A 15,781-nucleotide genomic window follows, 5' to 3' on the forward strand; every position below is an offset into this window, starting at 1 on the left:
CAATACGTCCGACAAGCATATCACCGGGGCAGTCATCCAAAATTCGAACGGCGTCGGGCAAAACGCGGCGTTGTCAATTTTCCACGGATGTTTTTGCCAGGTCTTTAGATCTCCCGACTCCAACGTTTCCGCCGCCATCACGCCATGTCCAATTCCGCCTCGCCCGATTCGCTCACGACACTCACGATTGCGCGTCCCGACGACTGGCATCTGCACGTGCGCGACGGCGCGATGCTCGCCGCCGTCCTGCCGCATACGGCGCGCCAGTTCGGTCGCGCGATCATCATGCCGAATCTGAAGCCGCCCGTGACGACCACGGAAATGGCCGCGGCTTATCGCGAGCGCATTCTGGCCGCGCTGCCGAAAGACGGAGCCGCCGCGCGTTTCGAGCCGCTGATGACGCTTTATCTCACCGACAACACGCCGCCTGACGAGATCCGCCGGGCGCGCGATAGCGGCTTCGTGCACGGTGTGAAGCTTTATCCGGCGGGCGCGACGACCAATTCGGACGCGGGCGTGACGAGCCTCGGCAAATGCGCGAAGACGCTCGAAGTCATGCAGGAAACGGGCATGCCGCTGCTCATCCACGGCGAAGTGACCGATGGCGATATCGATATCTTCGATCGCGAGAAGGTGTTCATCGACCGCGTGCTGCTGCCGCTGCGCCGCGATTTCCCCGCGCTCAAGGTCGTGTTCGAGCACATTACGACGAAGGACGCCGCCGATTACGTGCGCGACGCCGAAGGTCCGGATGGCACGATCGGCGCGACCATCACCGCGCATCACCTGCTGTTCAACCGTAATGCCATTCTCGTGGGCGGCATCCGGCCGCATTACTACTGCCTGCCGGTGTTGAAGCGCGAGACGCATCGCGTGGCGCTGGTCGAGGCGGCGACTTCCGGCAACGCGCGCTTTTTCCTCGGCACGGACAGCGCGCCGCATCCGAAAGGCTTGAAAGAGCACGCGTGCGGTTGCGCGGGCTGCTACACGGCGCTCCACGCGCTCGAACTCTATACGGAAGCCTTCGATAAAGCCGGCGCGCTCGACAAACTGGAAGGTTTCGCGAGCTTTCATGGCGCGGATTTCTACGGCCTGCCGCGCAGCGCGGAGAAAGTGACGCTCGAGCGCGCATCGTGGACGCTGCCCGCCGAGTTTTCCGTCGGCGACGAAGAGGTCGTGCCGCTGCGTGGCGGGGAATCGATCGGATGGCGCTTCGTGGAGGCAAGTTGAGTGAGCGGCGCGTCGGGGGCGGCTGAAGACGGCGTTGGCCGTTTCGCGGCAATCGACTGGACGCGCCCGTGGTTACCATCGATCGAAACGCGCGGCAGGCGCTGGCAAGCCGCCGCGCTCGATAGCCCGGCGCGCTATTTGTCCGTCATGAACGACGACGCCCAAGCCGCCGCGCATGTCACGGGGCGCGCTCGGCCGCTCGCGTTTATCGCGCAGGAAGCCTTGCCGGACGGGGCGTCGTATGAAGGGCATATCGCCGAAACGGGATGCGTGCCCACGCGCCATAACCTCCACGATTTTTTCAACGGCCTGATGTGGTTTGCGTATCCGCGCGTCAAGGCGGCGCTCAATGCGCGACAGGCCGAGCAGATCGAGACGCGCGGTATCGGTCCGACGCGCGGCGGCGTGCGCGACGCGCTTACGCTTTTCGACGAAAACGCGGTGTTTTTCGCGTACTCGGACGCAATGCTCGCCGATGCCTTGCGCCGCTTCGACTGGCGTGCGCTTTTCATCGAGGGCCGTGCGGCGTGGGGTACGCGCTGTGAGGCGCGCATCTTCGGACACGCGCTGCTGGAAAAACTCGTTGCGCCGTACAAGGCGTGCACAGGGCACGCGTGGCTCGTGCCGGTGCCCACTGACTACTTCTCTCTTGACGATACCGCCCGCCGCGCCTTGCTCGATGAACGCGTAACGGCAAGCCTGAATGCCGGGACGATCGAAAGCCGCGCCTTCTCGCCGATACCTGTGCTTGGCGTGCCGGGCTGGTGGCAAGCAAACGAATCCCCCGAGTTTTACGACGATACGACAGTGTTTCGTTCGGGCAGACGCAGCGCGTGAGACGTCGCGGCCAACGCAGCGCGCACGATTCGCAGGCAAAAAGCTATTCCTCGAGATGCGGTAGACACCCGATGCTAGAATCGACCCCACAAAGCAGGCCAGGCAGTCGCGGCTTCGACGTTTCGTGCGTCGAGGGCGAGGAAAGTCCGGACTCCACAGGGCAGGGTGATGGCTAACGGCCATCCGTGGCAACACGCGGAACAGGGCAACAGAAAGCAAACCGCCGATGGCTCCTGGCGCAAGTCGGGAGATCAGGTAAGGGTGAAACGGTGCGGTAAGAGCGCACCGCGGCCATCGTGAGACTGGCCGGCACGGTAACCTCCACCCGGAGCAATTCCAAATAGGCAGGCGCGCATCTTCGAGATGCAGGACGGTGCCCCCGTTCGTCTGCGGGTAGGAAGCTTGAGCGCGTCAGCAATGGCGCGCCTAGAGGAATGACTGCCACGCGCGATCGCTTTCGGGCGTATTGCGTGCACAGAATCCGGCTTATCGGCCCGCTTTGTCGTATTCCAAAAGAAAGAGCCGGCGTCACGCGCGTGACGCCGGCTCTTTTTTGCTTGCGCGCTCGTTCAGACTTCGACGATATCGAACGAATGCGTCAGTTCCGCGGTCTTCGCCAGCATGATCGACGCCGAGCAATACTTGTCATGCGACAGGTTGATCGCGCGCTCGACGGTCGCCGGGTTCAGATTCTTGCCCGTGACCGTAAAGTGAAAGTGAATCTTCGTGAAGACCTTGGGATCTTCGCTCGCGCGATCGGCCTTGAGCGTGACGGAGCAGCCTTGAATCTCCTGGCGGCTCTTTTTCAGGATCATCACCACGTCGTAGGCGGTGCAGCCGCCGGTGCCAAGCAGCACCATTTCCATCGGACGCGGCGCGAGATTGCGTCCGCCGCCTTCGGGCGCTCCGTCCATCGTGACGATATGACCGCTGCCCGTTTCGGCCGCGAACGCCATGCCGTCCGGTCCCATCCAGCTCACTTTGCTTTCCATGCTCAGGCTCCAGCGTTCTACGTTTACAGGGTTTTCATTGTAGCGGCTCGCGGTCGTCGGGATGGCTGCGCATGCGCGCATCTACCGGTTGACGAGCAAACCTTTACGTGAGGGTATTGCCGCCGGATAACAGATTCGCGAAGTGGAGGAAGGACTCTAGCGGGTTAAATCGCTCTGGATGACCGCTGAATCCGTTCTATCGCGATGATTTAAAAGATGAAGTTGCGCACACTGCACGGTAACCGAAATTTCACATTATGAACTCATCTTTCACGATGCAAATCTTCTTGCCTCCCCGCATGACCGTGCCTATACTTGTCTCATTGGTTGTCGCAGTTAGACACATCTACCGCGTCTCCTCCACCTCCTCCTTTGGTGGATTAAGCCCGAGCCCTCAGCGCTCGGGCTTTTTTTCGCCCACAGCGCCCATGCGGCGGGCCCAAAAGCGTCATTCTTTTGACCTCCGCGACTATTTCCCTTTATAATTCAAAGTTCTCTTCGTTCCACGCCCGCGAAGAGAAGTCAGGGAGAGCCTGCAGCGCGTCCTGAACGCAAGTTCTTGAACGCTCATATAAGCAGGACCGAACAAAGGTAAAGGCTGAAAACAGCCAAGGGCAGATTTAAATTTTTGGATCGATCATGAAGACGTTTTCCGCAAAAGCCCATGAGGTGACGCGTGAATGGTACGTGATTGACGCGACGGATAAGGTTCTCGGCCGTGTCGCCAGCGAAGTGGCACGCCGTCTTCGCGGCAAGCACAAGCCTGAATTCACCCCGCACGTCGACACTGGTGATTTCATCATCATCATCAACGCCGGCAAGCTGAAGGTCACGGGCAATAAAGCTACGGACAAGAAGTACTATCGTCACTCGGGCTACCCGGGCGGCATTTATGAAACGACGTTTGGCAAAATGCAAGAGCGTTTCCCGGGCCGCGCGCTCGAGAAGGCCGTGAAGGGCATGCTGCCGAAGGGTCCGCTCGGCTACGCAATGATCAAGAAGCTGAAGGTCTACGCCGAAGCAACGCATCCGCATACGGCTCAACAGCCTAAAGCGCTCGAGATCTAAGGGGAGCCCACATGATCGGTAACTGGAACTACGGTACGGGCCGCCGCAAGAGCGCCGTCGCTCGCGTCTTCATTAAGTCGGGCAAGGGCGATATCGTCGTCAATGGCAAGCCCATCGCCGACTACTTCTCGCGCGAAACCTCGCTGATGATCGTGCGTCAGCCGCTGGAACTCACGAATCACGCAAGCACGTTCGACATCAAGGTCAACGTGTCGGGCGGCGGTGAAACGGGTCAGGCAGGCGCGGTTCGCCACGGCATCACCCGCGCGCTGATGGACTACGACGCAACGCTCAAGTCGCAACTGTCGAACGCTGGCTTCGTCACCCGCGACGCGCGTGAAGTGGAACGTAAGAAGGTCGGTTTCCACAAGGCACGCCGCCGGAAGCAGTTCTCGAAGCGTTAAGCGCTTTGGCGCTTCGCCTCCGTCTTACTGGACGCGAAGTTGCCCGAAAAAGCCGCCCGCACCGCACGTGCCGGCGGCTTTTTTTGTTCTGACGCGCGCTGCGCCAAATTGTGTCGAATTTGCTTTAGCCCATTGATTTCATGGACATCGAGCACGATGTTAGGAAGAGCCCTACAATAGCGGTTAGAAGCTTAATTGGAGAATTCGAATGAGCACTGTGAGCGACACCCCCACGACCGAGATGCCTTTGCCCTTCGTCTTCACCGACGCGGCCGCGGACAAGGTCAAGCAATTGATCGATGAAGAAGGCAATCCGGAACTGAAGCTGCGCGTGTTCGTGCAGGGCGGCGGATGCTCGGGCTTCCAGTATGGTTTTACGTTCGACGAAGCCGTCAACGAAGACGATACCGTGATGGACAAGGCGGGCGTGCAATTGCTCGTCGATTCGATGAGCTATCAATATCTCGTCGGCGCGGAGATCGACTATAAGGACGACCTCAACGGCGCGCAGTTCGTGATCAAGAATCCGAACGCCACGACCACTTGCGGTTGCGGATCGTCGTTCTCGGTCTGAGTTCGGTTTAGCGGTCGAATGAAAAACGGAGCCTTCGGGCTCCGTTTTCGTTTCCAGGCTTTAGTCGGCTCAGTGCGGATAGATTGCGCCGAGCACGCGTTCGCCCGCTGCGCCTGTCACGGCTGCCAGATTGCCGGGCTTGCGCGCGACGCAGCGCATTGCGAGCCACGCGAAGGCAAAAGCCTCGACCTGTTGCGGCGGCACGCCGAGCGCGTCGGTCGTCATGACGGGAACGCCCGCCACGCCGCTTTCTTCCAGCGCCTGTTGAAGCATCCTGAGCAACACCGGATTACGCGCGCCGCCGCCGCAAACGTAGACCGCGCGGGCGTCGGATGCGTGACGCTCGATCTCGCGCGCCACCGAAGTCGCCGTCAGCGCGGCGAGCGTGGCTTGTACATCGGCGGGAGCGAGGCCCGTGAACGCCGCGAGTTTGGCGTCGAGCCATGCGGGATTGAACAAGTCGCGCCCGGTACTCTTGGGCGGTGCTTCCTGAAAGAACGGTTCATCGAGAAACGCGTTCAGGAGCGCCTGATTGACTTGACCCGATGCCGCGAATTGTCCGCCGTCGTCATAGGGTCTTTGCAAATGACGAAGCGCCCATTCGTCGAGCAGCGCATTTGCCGGGCCGCAGTCGAAGCCGCGTACCGCGCCGCTCGACGAGAGAATCGTGATGTTGCTGATACCGCCGAGATTGCAGACCACGCGCGTTTCGTTTTTCGCGCCGAAGAGCGTCGCGTGAAACGCCGGCACGAGCGGCGCGCCCTGGCCGCCGGCGGCGACATCGCGGCTGCGGAAATCTGCTATTACGTCGATGTTTGTCATTTCCGCCAGCAACGCGGGATTGTTGATCTGGCGCGTGTAACCCTTTTCCGGCCGATGCCGCACCGTCTGGCCATGCACGCCGATTGCGCGCACCTTTGTGGACGAATAGCCGCTCATGCTCTGCAATTCGTGGCAGCAAACGGCGTAGCGCGTGGCGAGCGCGTTGGCGGCGAGCGCCTCGCGTTCAAGCTCGTTGGCGCCGGGCGCTTGCAGTTCGAAAAGCGCGTCGCGCAGACCCTTCGAGAACGAGACGTGAGCCTCGCCAAGAACAACGGGCGTCTTGCCGGTCGCGAACTGCACCGCGACGCCATCGACGCCATCCATGCTCGTGCCGGACATCAAACCGAAGTACACGCCGTCCGCCGCGCCGCTTTCGATTACCTCGGTCTTTTTACCCACGCTGCTCTCCTTCGATTCGCTCGAGTCCGCTAAGCCGCGATTATCCGCGTAACTGGCCGAATCGTTAAGCGGCGTCAAAAGCCTCGTTCTGCAATTCGGGCGCGATTGCTGGCCGAAAGGGCGCGAAAGGGCACGTCATCGCGTAAAATCGTCGGCTCGAACCTGCAATTGCACTCATTTTCGCGAATGTCGCCGCGTTGTTCGGACGGCTTCGTCATCGGCGTTAGTGCCGCCCGCGACCGCTCATTTTGACCTCACAAGCCGCAAAGCATGACCACTGAATCCAACGCACCTGCCGCGCAAGCCTTTCCGATTACCGACGAAGTGCGCAACGCGCTCGCCATCGCCAAGCGCGGTTGCGACGAACTGCTGATCGAAGACGAATTCGCGCAGAAGCTCGCCAAAAGCGCGGCCACGGGTAAGCCGCTGCGCATCAAGCTCGGCCTCGATCCGACGGCGCCGGACATTCATATCGGCCATACGGTCGTGCTGAACAAGATGCGCCAGTTGCAGGACCTCGGGCATCAGGTCATTTTTCTGATCGGCGATTTCACTTCGCTGATCGGCGATCCCTCCGGCCGCAACGCCACCCGCCCGCCGCTCACACGCGAGCAGATCGAAAACAACGCAAAGACGTATTTCGAACAGGCCGCGCTCGTGCTCGACCGCGAGAAGACCGAGATTCGCTACAACAGCGAATGGTCGATGCCGCTCGGCGCCGACGGCATGATCAAGCTGGCATCGCGCTACACGGTCGCGCGCATTCTGGAACGCGAGGATTTCACCAAGCGCTTTCAGGGCGGCGTGCCCATTTCCATCCACGAGTTGCTTTACCCGCTGATGCAAGGCTACGACTCCGTCGCGCTGAACGCGGACCTCGAACTCGGCGGCACGGACCAAAAATTCAATCTGCTTGTCGGCCGCGAATTGCAAAAGCAATACGGTCAAGAGCAGCAATGTATTTTGACGATGCCGCTGCTCGAAGGTCTCGATGGCATCGAGAAGATGTCGAAGTCGAAGCACAATTACGTCGGCATCAGCGAGAAGCCGACGGAGATGTTCGGCAAGCTGATGAGCATCTCCGACGTGCTCATGTGGCGATATTTCGAACTGCTGTCTTTCCGCAGCATCGAGGAAATCGCGGGCTTCAAGAAGGAAGCGGAAGGCGGCCGCAATCCGCGCGACTTCAAGGTGTTGCTGGCGCAGGAGATCGTCACGCGCTTTCATTCGGCGCCAGATGCCGAGCGCGCGCTCGAAGACTTCAATCATCGCGCGAAGGGCGGCGTGCCGGACGATATCCCGAGCGTCACGCTCGCGGGTGCGCCGCTCGCCATTGGTCAGTTGCTCAAGCAGGCGGGACTCGCGCCATCGACGAGCGAAGCGCTGCGTAACATCGAGCAGAACGGCGTGAAGATCGATGGCGTGACCATCACCGACAAAGGCTTGAAGGTCGAGGCGGGCGAGTTCGTCGTGCAAGTCGGCAAGCGCCGTTTTGCGCGGATCACGTTGACCGCATGATTGCGCTCATCCAGCGCGTGGCGCGCGCCGACGTGCGCGTGGGCGAGCGTGTCACGGGCGCCATCGGCGCAGGCTTGCTCGCGCTGGTCTGCGCCGAGCGCGGCGACAACGAAGCAACCGCCGACAAGCTGCTGGCGAAGATGCTTGCGTATCGAGTCTTCAGCGACGCTGCCGGCAAGATGAATCTTTCCGTGCAGAACATGGATGGCGCGGGGCGCGCGGGCGGCGTCTTGCTGGTGTCGCAATTCACGCTTGCCGCCGATACGTCGAGCGGCTTGCGTCCGAGCTTCACGCCCGCCGCGCCGCCCGACGAAGGCAAGCGCCTCTTCGACCACTTCGTGCGCGAGGCGCGGAAGAAGCATCCGGTGGTCGAGACCGGCGAATTCGGTGCGGACATGCAGGTATCGCTCGTGAACGACGGGCCGGTCACATTCTGGCTGCAAGTGCGGCCGCAACCGGAAACGCCATGACCACTCAGGTCCTTTTCATTCGCCACGGCGAAACCGACTGGAATCGCATCAAGCGCATACAAGGGCATATCGACATTCCGCTCTCCGAGCACGGGCGCCTGCAGGCCGAGCAACTGGGCCGGCGCTTGGCGCGTGAGGGCGGGCTCGATGCGGTCTATTCGAGTGACCTGCAACGCGCGCAGCAAACGGCGCGTCCTTTCGCGGATGCGCTCGGGCTCGAACTGTGTCTTTCGAAGGGACTGCGCGAGCGCTTGTACGGCGCGTTTCAAGGTCATGACAGCGACGAGATCAGCGAGAAGTTTCCTGCGGAGTTCGTCGAGTGGCAAACGCGGGACCCGGGTTTTACGCCGCCGGGTGGCGAATCACAGCGGGTGTTTTATCACCGTGTCGTGCATGCAATGGAGCCTATCCTAGCCGCGCATCCGGGCGGGCGCATTGCGTGCGTGGCGCATGGCGGCGTGCTGGACTGCATCTATCGGTTTGCTAAGAAGCTGTCGTTGCAGGACGCTCGCGACTGGCCGTTGTTGAATTGCAGCGTCAATGTCGTTGATTACGACGGGGACGCGGCGAGGGTGGTTTTGTGGGGCGACGTTTCGCATCTGGCGACGGATACGGACGACGATGGGTTGCGAAAGCAAGCCTAACCCTCACCCCTTCGCATCCCAAAGCTCGCGAATCGGCCCTGCATCGGGCGCAGCCAGCCCGAAGTGCCGATAAGTCAGCAACGTCGCCACGCGTCCGCGCGGCGTGCGTTGCAAATATCCTTGCTGAATCAGATACGGCTCCAGCACGTCTTCGATGGTATCGCGCTCTTCGCCGATAGCCGCCGCGAGATTGTCCACGCCCACCGGGCCGCCATCGAACTTCTGCAGGATGGCTTCGAGCAGCTTGCGGTCCATCAGGTCGAAGCCGACGGGATCGACATCGAGCATCTTCAGCGCGGCATCCGCGACTTCGGCGGTAATGTTGCCGTCCGCTTTCACCTCGGCGAAATCGCGCACGCGGCGCAGCAGCCGGTTCGCGATACGCGGCGTGCCACGCGAACGCCGCGCAATCTCGAGCGCGCCCTCGGGCACGATCTCCGCCTTCAGCAACGAAGCCGAACGCGACACGATACGCGCCAGTTCGCTCGCGTTATAAAACTCGAGCCGCGACACAATGCCGAAGCGGTCGCGCAGAGGATTGGTCAACATGCCCGCGCGCGTGGTCGCGCCGACGAGCGTGAACGGCTGCAGATCCAGTTTCACGCTACGCGCGGCCGGGCCTTCGCCGATCATGATGTCGATCTGATAATCCTCCAGCGCCGGATAAAGAATTTCCTCGACGACCGGCGAGAGCCGATGGATCTCGTCGATGAACAACACGTCATTCGCTTCGAGATTGGTGAGGAGGGCAGCGAGGTCGCCCGCGCGCTCCAGCACCGGCCCCGAGGTCTGTCGCAAATTAACGCCCATTTCCCGCGCGATGATGTGCGCGAGTGTCGTCTTGCCGAGACCCGGCGGCCCGAACAGGAGTACATGATCGAGCGCTTCCGAACGGCGCTTGGCCGCCTCGATGAAAATCTCGAGCTGGCCGCGCACCTTTTCCTGGCCAACGTATTCGTCGAGCTGGCGCGGTCGCAACGCGCGCTCGAAGGCTTCTTCGTTCGGCGAGACGGGCGTGGCCGCGATGATGCGCTCAGCGGCGAGTTTGTCGGTTTCGATCATCCGTCGATTGTACAGCGAGCTTTCCCGCGATGAACCTGGCCGAACGGCCTAATGGCGCAACACACGAAACGCCCGCAGAATCAGCCTTTCGAGAGCGCCTTGAGCGCGAGCTTGATGCCCTCGGAGACGCCGGTTCCGGCAGGCACGTTCTTGATCGCGGTGAGCGCTTCTTTCTCGGAATAGCCGAGCGCAAGCAGGGCATTGAGGATGTCGGAGGCGTGATCGGACTGCGAAGCCGCGCTTGCCATCGCGCCGAGATCGGCGCCGAGCTTGCCCTTGAGTTCGAGCAGCAGACGCTCGGCCGTCTTCTTGCCGATGCCCGGCACGCGCGTGAGGCGCGCGGCGTCCTGCGTCGTCACCGTTTGCGAGAGCTCCTGCACGCTCATGCCGGAGAGCACGGCCAGCGCCATGCGCGCGCCGATGCCGCTGATCTTTAACAACTCGCGAAACGTCGAACGCTCCTGCGCGGTGAGAAATCCGTACAGCAGATGCGCGTCCTCACGCACGATCATCTGCGTGAGCAGGACGACCTTCTCGCCGGCATGCGGCAGATTGTAGAAGGTGCTCATCGGCACGTCGATTTCGTAGCCGACGCCGCCGCAATCGACGAGCAGATGCGGCGGATTTTTTTCCAGCAGAACGCCGGCAATGCGACCGATCATATTTGCAGTAAGTATCGAGGTTGATTAGCCGATGAGACGACCGCGCCTGACGCGCAAGCCTTTTTTCGCCAGCGACGGCGCGATGGTGCCGAGCGCCGCGAGGCCGGTGCCGCCATGCGCATGGCAGATCGCCATGCCGAGCGCATCCGCTGCGTCGGTGCTGGGTACGCCTGTCAGGCCGAGCAGACGCACGACCATCTGCTGCATTTGCTCCTTGGTGGCGCGGCCATAGCCGACCACGGCTTGCTTCAATTGCAGCGCGGTGTATTCCGCGACCGGCAGGCCGCTCGCCACCATGCCGCAGATGGCCGCGCCGCGCGCCTGGCCAAGCAGCAGCGTGGACTGCGGATTCACGTTCACGAAGACTTTTTCGATCGCCGCCTGATCTGGATTGTGCTGCCCGATGAGCGTGGAAATGCCCTCGAAGATGGTGTTCAGACGCGAAGGCAAGTCTGCGTCGGCTGTCTTGATCACGCCGCTCGTCACGTAGGTGAGCGAGTGCCCGGACTTGTCGATGATGCCGAAGCCGGTCACGCGCAAGCCCGGATCGATGCCTAGAATTCTCATGTTTGCGGAAATGCGCTCCGGCGTGGCGGTCGTTCGAAATGAAATTGGCCTATTTGTGCCGCCAATCAGCAGGCAGCGCAAACAGGCCAATAATAAAGGATGCCGCAGCGATTAATGGCGGAAATGACGCGTGCCGGTGAGAATCATCGCAACATTGTGCTCGTCGGCGGCGGCGACCACTTCGTCGTCGCGCATGGAGCCGCCTGGCTGGATCACGCAGGTCGCGCCTGCATTGACCACCACGTCGAGCCCGTCGCGGAACGGGAAGAACGCGTCCGAAGCCACGGCCGAGCCGGTCAGCGTGAGACCCGCGTTCTGCGCCTTGATGCCCGCAATGCGCGCCGAATCCACGCGGCTCATCTGCCCCGCGCCGACGCCAAGCGTCATGCCGCCGCCGCAGAACACGATGGCGTTCGACTTCACGAACTTCGCCACGCGCCACGCAAACATGAGGTCGTCCATTTCCTTGGGCGTGGGGTGGCGCTTCGTCACCACGCGCAGTTCATGCGGCTGCACGTTCTTCGAATCGAGCGATTGCACCAGCAGCCCGCCGCCCACGCGCTTCAGGTCGAACGCGTTATGACCGTCGCCGAGCGCGATCTGCAAGAGACGCACGTTCTGCTTGGCCGCGAACACCGCGCGCGCGGCATCGCTGAACGAAGGCGCGATCAGCACTTCGACGAACTGCTTGGCTACGGCCTGCGCCGCCGCTTCGTCCACTTCGCGATTGAACGCGATGATGCCGCCGAACGCCGACGTAGGATCGGTCTTGAACGCCTTCGAGTAGGCTTCGTGCGCGTTTGCGCCGAGCGCCACGCCACACGGATTCGCATGCTTGATGATGACGCAGGCGGGCGCGTCGAAGGTTTTCACGCATTCCCATGCCGCGTCGGAATCGGCGATGTTGTTGTACGAGAGTTCCTTGCCCTGCAACTGCTCGTAGTTAGCGAGCGCGCCAGCGGGCACCGCGAGATCGCGATAGAACGCCGCGCTCTGATGCGGATTCTCGCCGTAACGCAGATCCTGCACCTTCTCGAAAGCGACGTTGAAGGTTGCCGGATACGTATTGCGAGTTGCGTGTTGAAGCTCTTCGGTCAGACTCGTCAGATAGTTCGTGATCGCGCCATCGTATTGCGCGGTATGCGCGAACACTTTGGTGGCGAGACGGAAGTTCGTCTTGTAGGCCACGCTGTTGTGATTCGCGCGCATTTCGTCGAGCACGGTGGCGTAATCGGCCGGATCGACGATCACGGTGACATCGCGATGATTCTTCGCCGCCGAGCGCAGCATGGTCGGCCCGCCGATATCGATGTTCTCGATGGCGTCTTCCAGCGAGCACTCTTCCTTCGCCACGGTCTGCACGAATGGATACAGATTCACCACCAGTAGATCGATGGTCGGAATGTCGTGCTTCTCGAGCGCCGCCATGTGCTCCGGCAGATCGCGGCGCGCGAGAATGCCGCCGTGAACCTTGGGATGCAGCGTCTTCACGCGCCCATCGAGCATTTCCGGAAAGCCGGTGTAGTCGGCGACCTCCGTGACGGGCAAGCCCGCGTCGGCCAGCAGTTTCGCCGTGCCGCCGGTCGAGAGTAGCTTGACGCCAAGCTCCGCCAGCGATTTGGCGAAGTCGATGATGCCGGATTTATCGGAAACGGAAATGAGCGCTTGCTTGATCATGGTGAACACTGAAACCAAAAAGGATAGCCAGGCCAGACCAGGGCGGACGCCCCGGTCCGATGAATCAAATCAATCCGTGCTGCTGAAGCTTCTTGCGTAATGTGTTGCGGTTGATGCCGAGATACTCGGCCGCAAGCGACTGGTTGCCGCCTGCCTGCTCGAGCACCACTTCGAGCAGCGGTTTTTCCACGCACGAAATCACCATGTCGTAGACGTCGTGCGGGTTGGAGCCGTCCAGATCCTGAAAATAATTGTCCAGGCTCTGGCGGACGCATTGTTCGATGTTATGTCTGCTCATGCGGCTTTTTGTCGGTCTATGTCGTGATGCCCGCCGCACGATTCTTCGGCAGCCGCGTCGCAGTCGTCGCCGCTCTCGTCGACATAGACCAGACGGTCGGACAACGCTTTTTGCGCGTCGAAGAATTCGTTGACCGCGAGCAATTGTTCTTTGGTCGTGTCCAGCGTATTCATCCGGTGCCGGAAGGTGTTGGCGCCGGAAAGGCCGCGAGTGTACCAGCCGATGTGCTTACGCGCAGTCCGTACGCCCGTGAATTCCCCGTAGAAAGCGTAGTGATCTTCGAGGTGCTCGTTCATCACCTGCTGGATCTCTTCGATGAGCGGCGGCGGCAGTCGTTCGCCCGTCGTCAGAAAATGTTCGATCTCGCGAAAGAGCCACGGTCGACCCTGCGCCGCGCGGCCAATCATGATCGCGTCCGCGCCCGTCACCGTCAGCACGTGCCGCGCCTTCTCGGGCGTCGTGATGTCGCCGTTCGCGACCACCGGAATCTTCACCGCGTTCTTGACGGCCGCGATGGTCTCGTATTCGGCGTCGCCCTTATAGAGGTCCGCGCGCGTGCGGCCATGCACGGTGAGCATGGAGATGCCGGCATCTTCCGCGATCCGCGCGATATTCAGCGCGTTCTTGTTCTCGCGATTCCACCCCGTGCGAATCTTGAGCGTGACGGGCACGGCATCCGGCCCTACGCCGACGGCCTGAACCACCGTCTCGACGATACGCGCCACGAGTTCTTCGTTCTGCAGGAGCGCGGAACCCGCCGCGACGTTGCAAACCTTCTTGGCGGGACATCCCATGTTGATGTCGATGACCTGCGCGCCGTTCGCGACGTTGTGGCGCGCGGCTTCGGCCAGCATCTGCGGGTCCGCGCCCGCGATCTGAACGGAGATTGGCTCGACTTCGCCCGCGTGGTTGGCGCGCCGCATGGTCTTTTCGCTCTTCCACAACTGCGCGTTCGAAGCGACCATCTCCGACACCGCGTAGCCCGCGCCCATGCGCTTGCAGAGCTGACGGAACGGTCGGTCGGTGACGCCTGCCATCGGGGCGACGAACAGGTTGTTGCGCAGAACGTGTGAACCAATGCTTGGCATGAAGGCTTGGGCGTGGCGCCGACGACATGAAGCAAGGCGCCATGAAAAGCGCCGCGCTGCGTCGAGCGTTTGCTAGTGCTGAAGGGAAACGCGTATTTTAACGCGAAGCGGGTGCTGAAATTAAGAGCAATCGCGCGCAAGTCTTTAAATCTTCTATGAAAGCGGACGAGCTCATAGAGGATAAGTCGGGCTTTGTGCTGACGAATGAGGCGGCGTCGCGTCGTGCGACCCGCCGCCGAATACAGATAGAAAGCGGATCAGCGTCTTTGCCCGAACATCATCTGACGGGCGAGCGCCGTCTTCAATGGCGGCAGGAACTCGAGCGCCGTCAAGGCAAGCCCGCGCATCGCGGCAAGCGGAGCGAAGTCCACCGTGAAGATGCGCGCGAGCGTATCGGTGGCGCCGATCGTCAGACGCCGGTCGAGCGCGCGGCATTGAGCGAAGCGCAGAAGCGCAAGCGGACGCGCGCCATCGGCGGACAAGGCATCCGACAGCGCGCGTGCATCGCGCAAGCCCAGGTTCAGGCCTTGACCCGCGACCGGGTGCAAGGTCTGCGCCGCGTTGCCGATTGCGACCGTGCGGCGATCCACCAGCGCGTGGAGCGCGGTGAGCCCGAGCGGAAACGCCGCCCGCGACGCGATGCGCGTGAAGCGGCCCATGCGCGTACCGAAGGCATCGCCGAGTTCGGCGAGAAACGCCGAGTCGTCGAGCTGCATGCGCCGCGCGGCTTCATCGGGCGAACCGCACCAGACGAGCGAATAGTCCGCGTGACGCGCGCCGCCGCAGGGCAGCAACGCAATCGGACCTTCGCGCGTGAAGCGCTCCCATGCCACGTTCGCCTGAGGCTCCGATACGCTCACCGTACCGACGATCGCCGTTTGCGCGTAATCGCGCGCGTGCCGTTCGTTCGAGACGGCGCTCTCGCCCGAAGTCTGCTGATACAGCCCGCCTTCTGCGTTCACCAGCACGCGCACGCGGATCGTGCGTTCGCCCGCCGACGACTTGAGCGGCAAGGTGACGCCCTCGTCGTCCTGCAGCGGCGGCAGCGCGGAGGTCTCGGTGAGCCAGTCCACGTTCGTTGCGCGCACCCCGCTGGCAAGCGCACTGACGAGCGAACCGTAGCGCACCACGTAGCCCAGCTCGGGCAACTCGTGTTCGTCGTGCTCGATCAGCGTGCGGCCAAAGTGCCCGCGCTGCGACACGTGGATGCGTCGGATCGGCGTGGCATCGGCGGGAAAGCCGAGCGGCTGAAGCATCACGCGGCTGCCATGCGAGAGCGCGAGCGAACGCGGATCGCTCGCGGCGGCTTCAGGCGTGCGCGCGTCGATCAACGCGATCGACAAGCGTTGCGTGGCGCTGCGCCGCGCAAGCCAGCCCGCGAGCGCGAGCCCGACCGGCCCCGCGCCGACAATGGCGATGTCATGGTCGAAATGCCCTTCGTCGTGCACGGGCCTGGTCGTGTCGTTCAT

17 protein-coding genes and 1 other RNA gene are annotated in these 15,781 nt (G+C 62.1%); 9 read left to right on the forward strand and 9 right to left on the reverse strand.

The window, feature by feature from the left end:
- Nucleotides 1-144 precede the first annotated feature (144 nt).
- The 3 genes from pyrC to rnpB all read left to right on the forward strand — a co-directional run bounded on the left by pyrC (nt 145) and on the right by rnpB (nt 2,572).
- Entirely contained in the window at nt 145-1,230 is a 1,086-nt protein-coding gene (gene pyrC / locus NCR40_RS01480; protein WP_250508553.1) for a dihydroorotase, read from the forward strand.
- Nucleotides 1,231-2,067, forward strand: coding sequence for a DUF3025 domain-containing protein (locus tag NCR40_RS01485; RefSeq protein ID WP_250508554.1), 837 nt, complete (start codon nt 1,231-1,233; stop codon nt 2,065-2,067).
- Nucleotides 2,068-2,157: 90 nt separating this feature from the next.
- Nucleotides 2,158-2,572, forward strand: an RNA gene (gene rnpB, locus NCR40_RS01490) — RNase P RNA component class A.
- Between the two features lie 64 nt (nt 2,573-2,636).
- Here the strand turns inward: rnpB and NCR40_RS01495 are convergent.
- The gene (locus NCR40_RS01495) at nt 2,637-3,059 is read right to left on the reverse strand and encodes an OsmC family protein (protein WP_244826987.1); all 423 of its coding nucleotides are present in this window, start codon (nt 3,057-3,059) and stop codon (nt 2,637-2,639) included.
- 639 nt (nt 3,060-3,698) lie between these two features.
- On the opposite strand from NCR40_RS01495, the gene rplM reads away from it, so the two are divergent.
- The 3 genes from rplM (at nt 3,699) to erpA (ending at nt 5,105) form a co-directional block, all read left to right on the forward strand.
- A complete protein-coding gene (gene rplM / locus NCR40_RS01500) occupies nt 3,699-4,127 on the forward strand; it encodes a 50S ribosomal protein L13 (RefSeq protein ID WP_244826988.1) in 429 nt (142 codons plus the stop codon).
- 11 nt (nt 4,128-4,138) lie between these two features.
- Nucleotides 4,139-4,531: a 30S ribosomal protein S9 gene (gene rpsI / locus NCR40_RS01505; protein ID WP_244826989.1), complete on the forward strand. Its 393-nt coding sequence runs from the start codon at nt 4,139-4,141 to the stop codon at nt 4,529-4,531.
- Between the two features lie 208 nt (nt 4,532-4,739).
- Complete coding sequence (gene erpA / locus NCR40_RS01510) at nt 4,740-5,105, forward strand: iron-sulfur cluster insertion protein ErpA (RefSeq protein ID WP_244826990.1); 366 nt, start codon at nt 4,740-4,742, stop codon at nt 5,103-5,105.
- Between the two features lie 69 nt (nt 5,106-5,174).
- On the opposite strand, the gene NCR40_RS01515 is transcribed toward erpA, so the two are convergent.
- Nucleotides 5,175-6,305 (reverse strand): anhydro-N-acetylmuramic acid kinase, encoded by a 1,131-nt coding sequence (locus NCR40_RS01515; protein ID WP_309845120.1) that lies wholly within the window; start codon nt 6,303-6,305, stop codon nt 5,175-5,177.
- 291 nt (nt 6,306-6,596) lie between these two features.
- Between NCR40_RS01515 and tyrS the strand changes: the two genes are divergently transcribed.
- Genes tyrS through NCR40_RS01530 form a run of 3 tightly spaced genes read left to right on the forward strand, consistent with a single transcriptional unit; the run spans nt 6,597 to nt 8,958 of the window.
- Nucleotides 6,597-7,844 carry a tyrosine--tRNA ligase gene (gene tyrS, locus NCR40_RS01520; protein ID WP_250508555.1) on the forward strand — a complete coding sequence of 416 codons (1,248 nt, stop codon included), beginning with the start codon at nt 6,597-6,599 and terminating at the stop codon, nt 7,842-7,844.
- Nucleotides 7,841-8,314: a D-aminoacyl-tRNA deacylase gene (dtd, locus tag NCR40_RS01525; protein ID WP_244826992.1), complete on the forward strand. Its 474-nt coding sequence runs from the start codon at nt 7,841-7,843 to the stop codon at nt 8,312-8,314. Before tyrS ends, dtd begins: the two co-directional genes overlap by 4 nt.
- Nucleotides 8,311-8,958, forward strand: a complete 648-nt coding sequence (locus NCR40_RS01530; protein WP_250508556.1) for a histidine phosphatase family protein — start codon at nt 8,311-8,313, stop codon at nt 8,956-8,958. Before dtd ends, NCR40_RS01530 begins: the two co-directional genes overlap by 4 nt.
- A 3-nt stretch (nt 8,959-8,961) precedes the next feature.
- Here the strand turns inward: NCR40_RS01530 and ruvB are convergent, their stop codons facing one another.
- The 7 genes from ruvB to NCR40_RS01565 form a co-directional block, all read right to left on the reverse strand.
- Nucleotides 8,962-10,020 carry a Holliday junction branch migration DNA helicase RuvB gene (gene ruvB, locus NCR40_RS01535; protein ID WP_244826994.1) on the reverse strand — a complete coding sequence of 353 codons (1,059 nt, stop codon included), beginning with the start codon at nt 10,018-10,020 and terminating at the stop codon, nt 8,962-8,964.
- 80 nt (nt 10,021-10,100) lie between these two features.
- Complete coding sequence (gene ruvA / locus NCR40_RS01540; RefSeq protein ID WP_244826995.1) at nt 10,101-10,682, reverse strand: Holliday junction branch migration protein RuvA; 582 nt, start codon at nt 10,680-10,682, stop codon at nt 10,101-10,103.
- Nucleotides 10,683-10,706: 24 nt separating this feature from the next.
- Nucleotides 10,707-11,249, reverse strand: coding sequence for a crossover junction endodeoxyribonuclease RuvC (gene ruvC, locus NCR40_RS01545; protein ID WP_244826996.1), 543 nt, complete (start codon nt 11,247-11,249; stop codon nt 10,707-10,709).
- Nucleotides 11,250-11,360: 111 nt separating this feature from the next.
- Entirely contained in the window at nt 11,361-12,926 is a 1,566-nt protein-coding gene (gene purH / locus NCR40_RS01550; protein WP_244826997.1) for a bifunctional phosphoribosylaminoimidazolecarboxamide formyltransferase/IMP cyclohydrolase, read from the reverse strand.
- A gap of 64 nt (nt 12,927-12,990) precedes the next feature.
- Nucleotides 12,991-13,224, reverse strand: a complete 234-nt coding sequence (locus tag NCR40_RS01555; RefSeq protein WP_040052966.1) for a Fis family transcriptional regulator — start codon at nt 13,222-13,224, stop codon at nt 12,991-12,993.
- The gene (dusB, locus tag NCR40_RS01560) at nt 13,221-14,312 is read right to left on the reverse strand and encodes a tRNA dihydrouridine synthase DusB (RefSeq protein ID WP_250491781.1); all 1,092 of its coding nucleotides are present in this window, start codon (nt 14,310-14,312) and stop codon (nt 13,221-13,223) included. Before dusB ends, NCR40_RS01555 begins: the two co-directional genes overlap by 4 nt.
- Nucleotides 14,313-14,569: 257 nt before the next feature.
- Nucleotides 14,570-15,781: a UbiH/UbiF/VisC/COQ6 family ubiquinone biosynthesis hydroxylase gene (locus tag NCR40_RS01565; RefSeq protein ID WP_250508557.1), complete on the reverse strand. Its 1,212-nt coding sequence runs from the start codon at nt 15,779-15,781 to the stop codon at nt 14,570-14,572.

Origin of the sequence: Caballeronia sp. GACF4, from assembly GCF_023631025.1 — a bacterium.
GTDB lineage: Bacteria > Pseudomonadota > Gammaproteobacteria > Burkholderiales > Burkholderiaceae > Caballeronia.

Coding starts and splice junctions, on each gene's coding strand:
- pyrC (WP_250508553.1), top strand. CDS start 145: ATGTCCAATTCCGCCTCGCCCGATTCGCTCACGACACTCACGATTGCG.
- NCR40_RS01495 (WP_244826987.1), bottom strand. CDS start 3,059: ATGGAAAGCAAAGTGAGCTGGATGGGACCGGACGGCATGGCGTTCGCG.
- rplM (WP_244826988.1), top strand. CDS start 3,699: ATGAAGACGTTTTCCGCAAAAGCCCATGAGGTGACGCGTGAATGGTAC.
- rpsI (WP_244826989.1), top strand. CDS start 4,139: ATGATCGGTAACTGGAACTACGGTACGGGCCGCCGCAAGAGCGCCGTC.
- erpA (WP_244826990.1), top strand. CDS start 4,740: ATGAGCACTGTGAGCGACACCCCCACGACCGAGATGCCTTTGCCCTTC.
- tyrS (WP_250508555.1), top strand. CDS start 6,597: ATGACCACTGAATCCAACGCACCTGCCGCGCAAGCCTTTCCGATTACC.
- dtd (WP_244826992.1), top strand. CDS start 7,841: ATGATTGCGCTCATCCAGCGCGTGGCGCGCGCCGACGTGCGCGTGGGC.
- NCR40_RS01530 (WP_250508556.1), top strand. CDS start 8,311: ATGACCACTCAGGTCCTTTTCATTCGCCACGGCGAAACCGACTGGAAT.
- ruvB (WP_244826994.1), bottom strand. CDS start 10,020: ATGATCGAAACCGACAAACTCGCCGCTGAGCGCATCATCGCGGCCACG.
- ruvA (WP_244826995.1), bottom strand. CDS start 10,682: ATGATCGGTCGCATTGCCGGCGTTCTGCTGGAAAAAAATCCGCCGCAT.
- ruvC (WP_244826996.1), bottom strand. CDS start 11,249: ATGAGAATTCTAGGCATCGATCCGGGCTTGCGCGTGACCGGCTTCGGC.
- purH (WP_244826997.1), bottom strand. CDS start 12,926: ATGATCAAGCAAGCGCTCATTTCCGTTTCCGATAAATCCGGCATCATC.
- NCR40_RS01555 (WP_040052966.1), bottom strand. CDS start 13,224: ATGAGCAGACATAACATCGAACAATGCGTCCGCCAGAGCCTGGACAAT.
- dusB (WP_250491781.1), bottom strand. CDS start 14,312: ATGCCAAGCATTGGTTCACACGTTCTGCGCAACAACCTGTTCGTCGCC.
- NCR40_RS01565 (WP_250508557.1), bottom strand. CDS start 15,781: ATGAACGACACGACCAGGCCCGTGCACGACGAAGGGCATTTCGACCAT.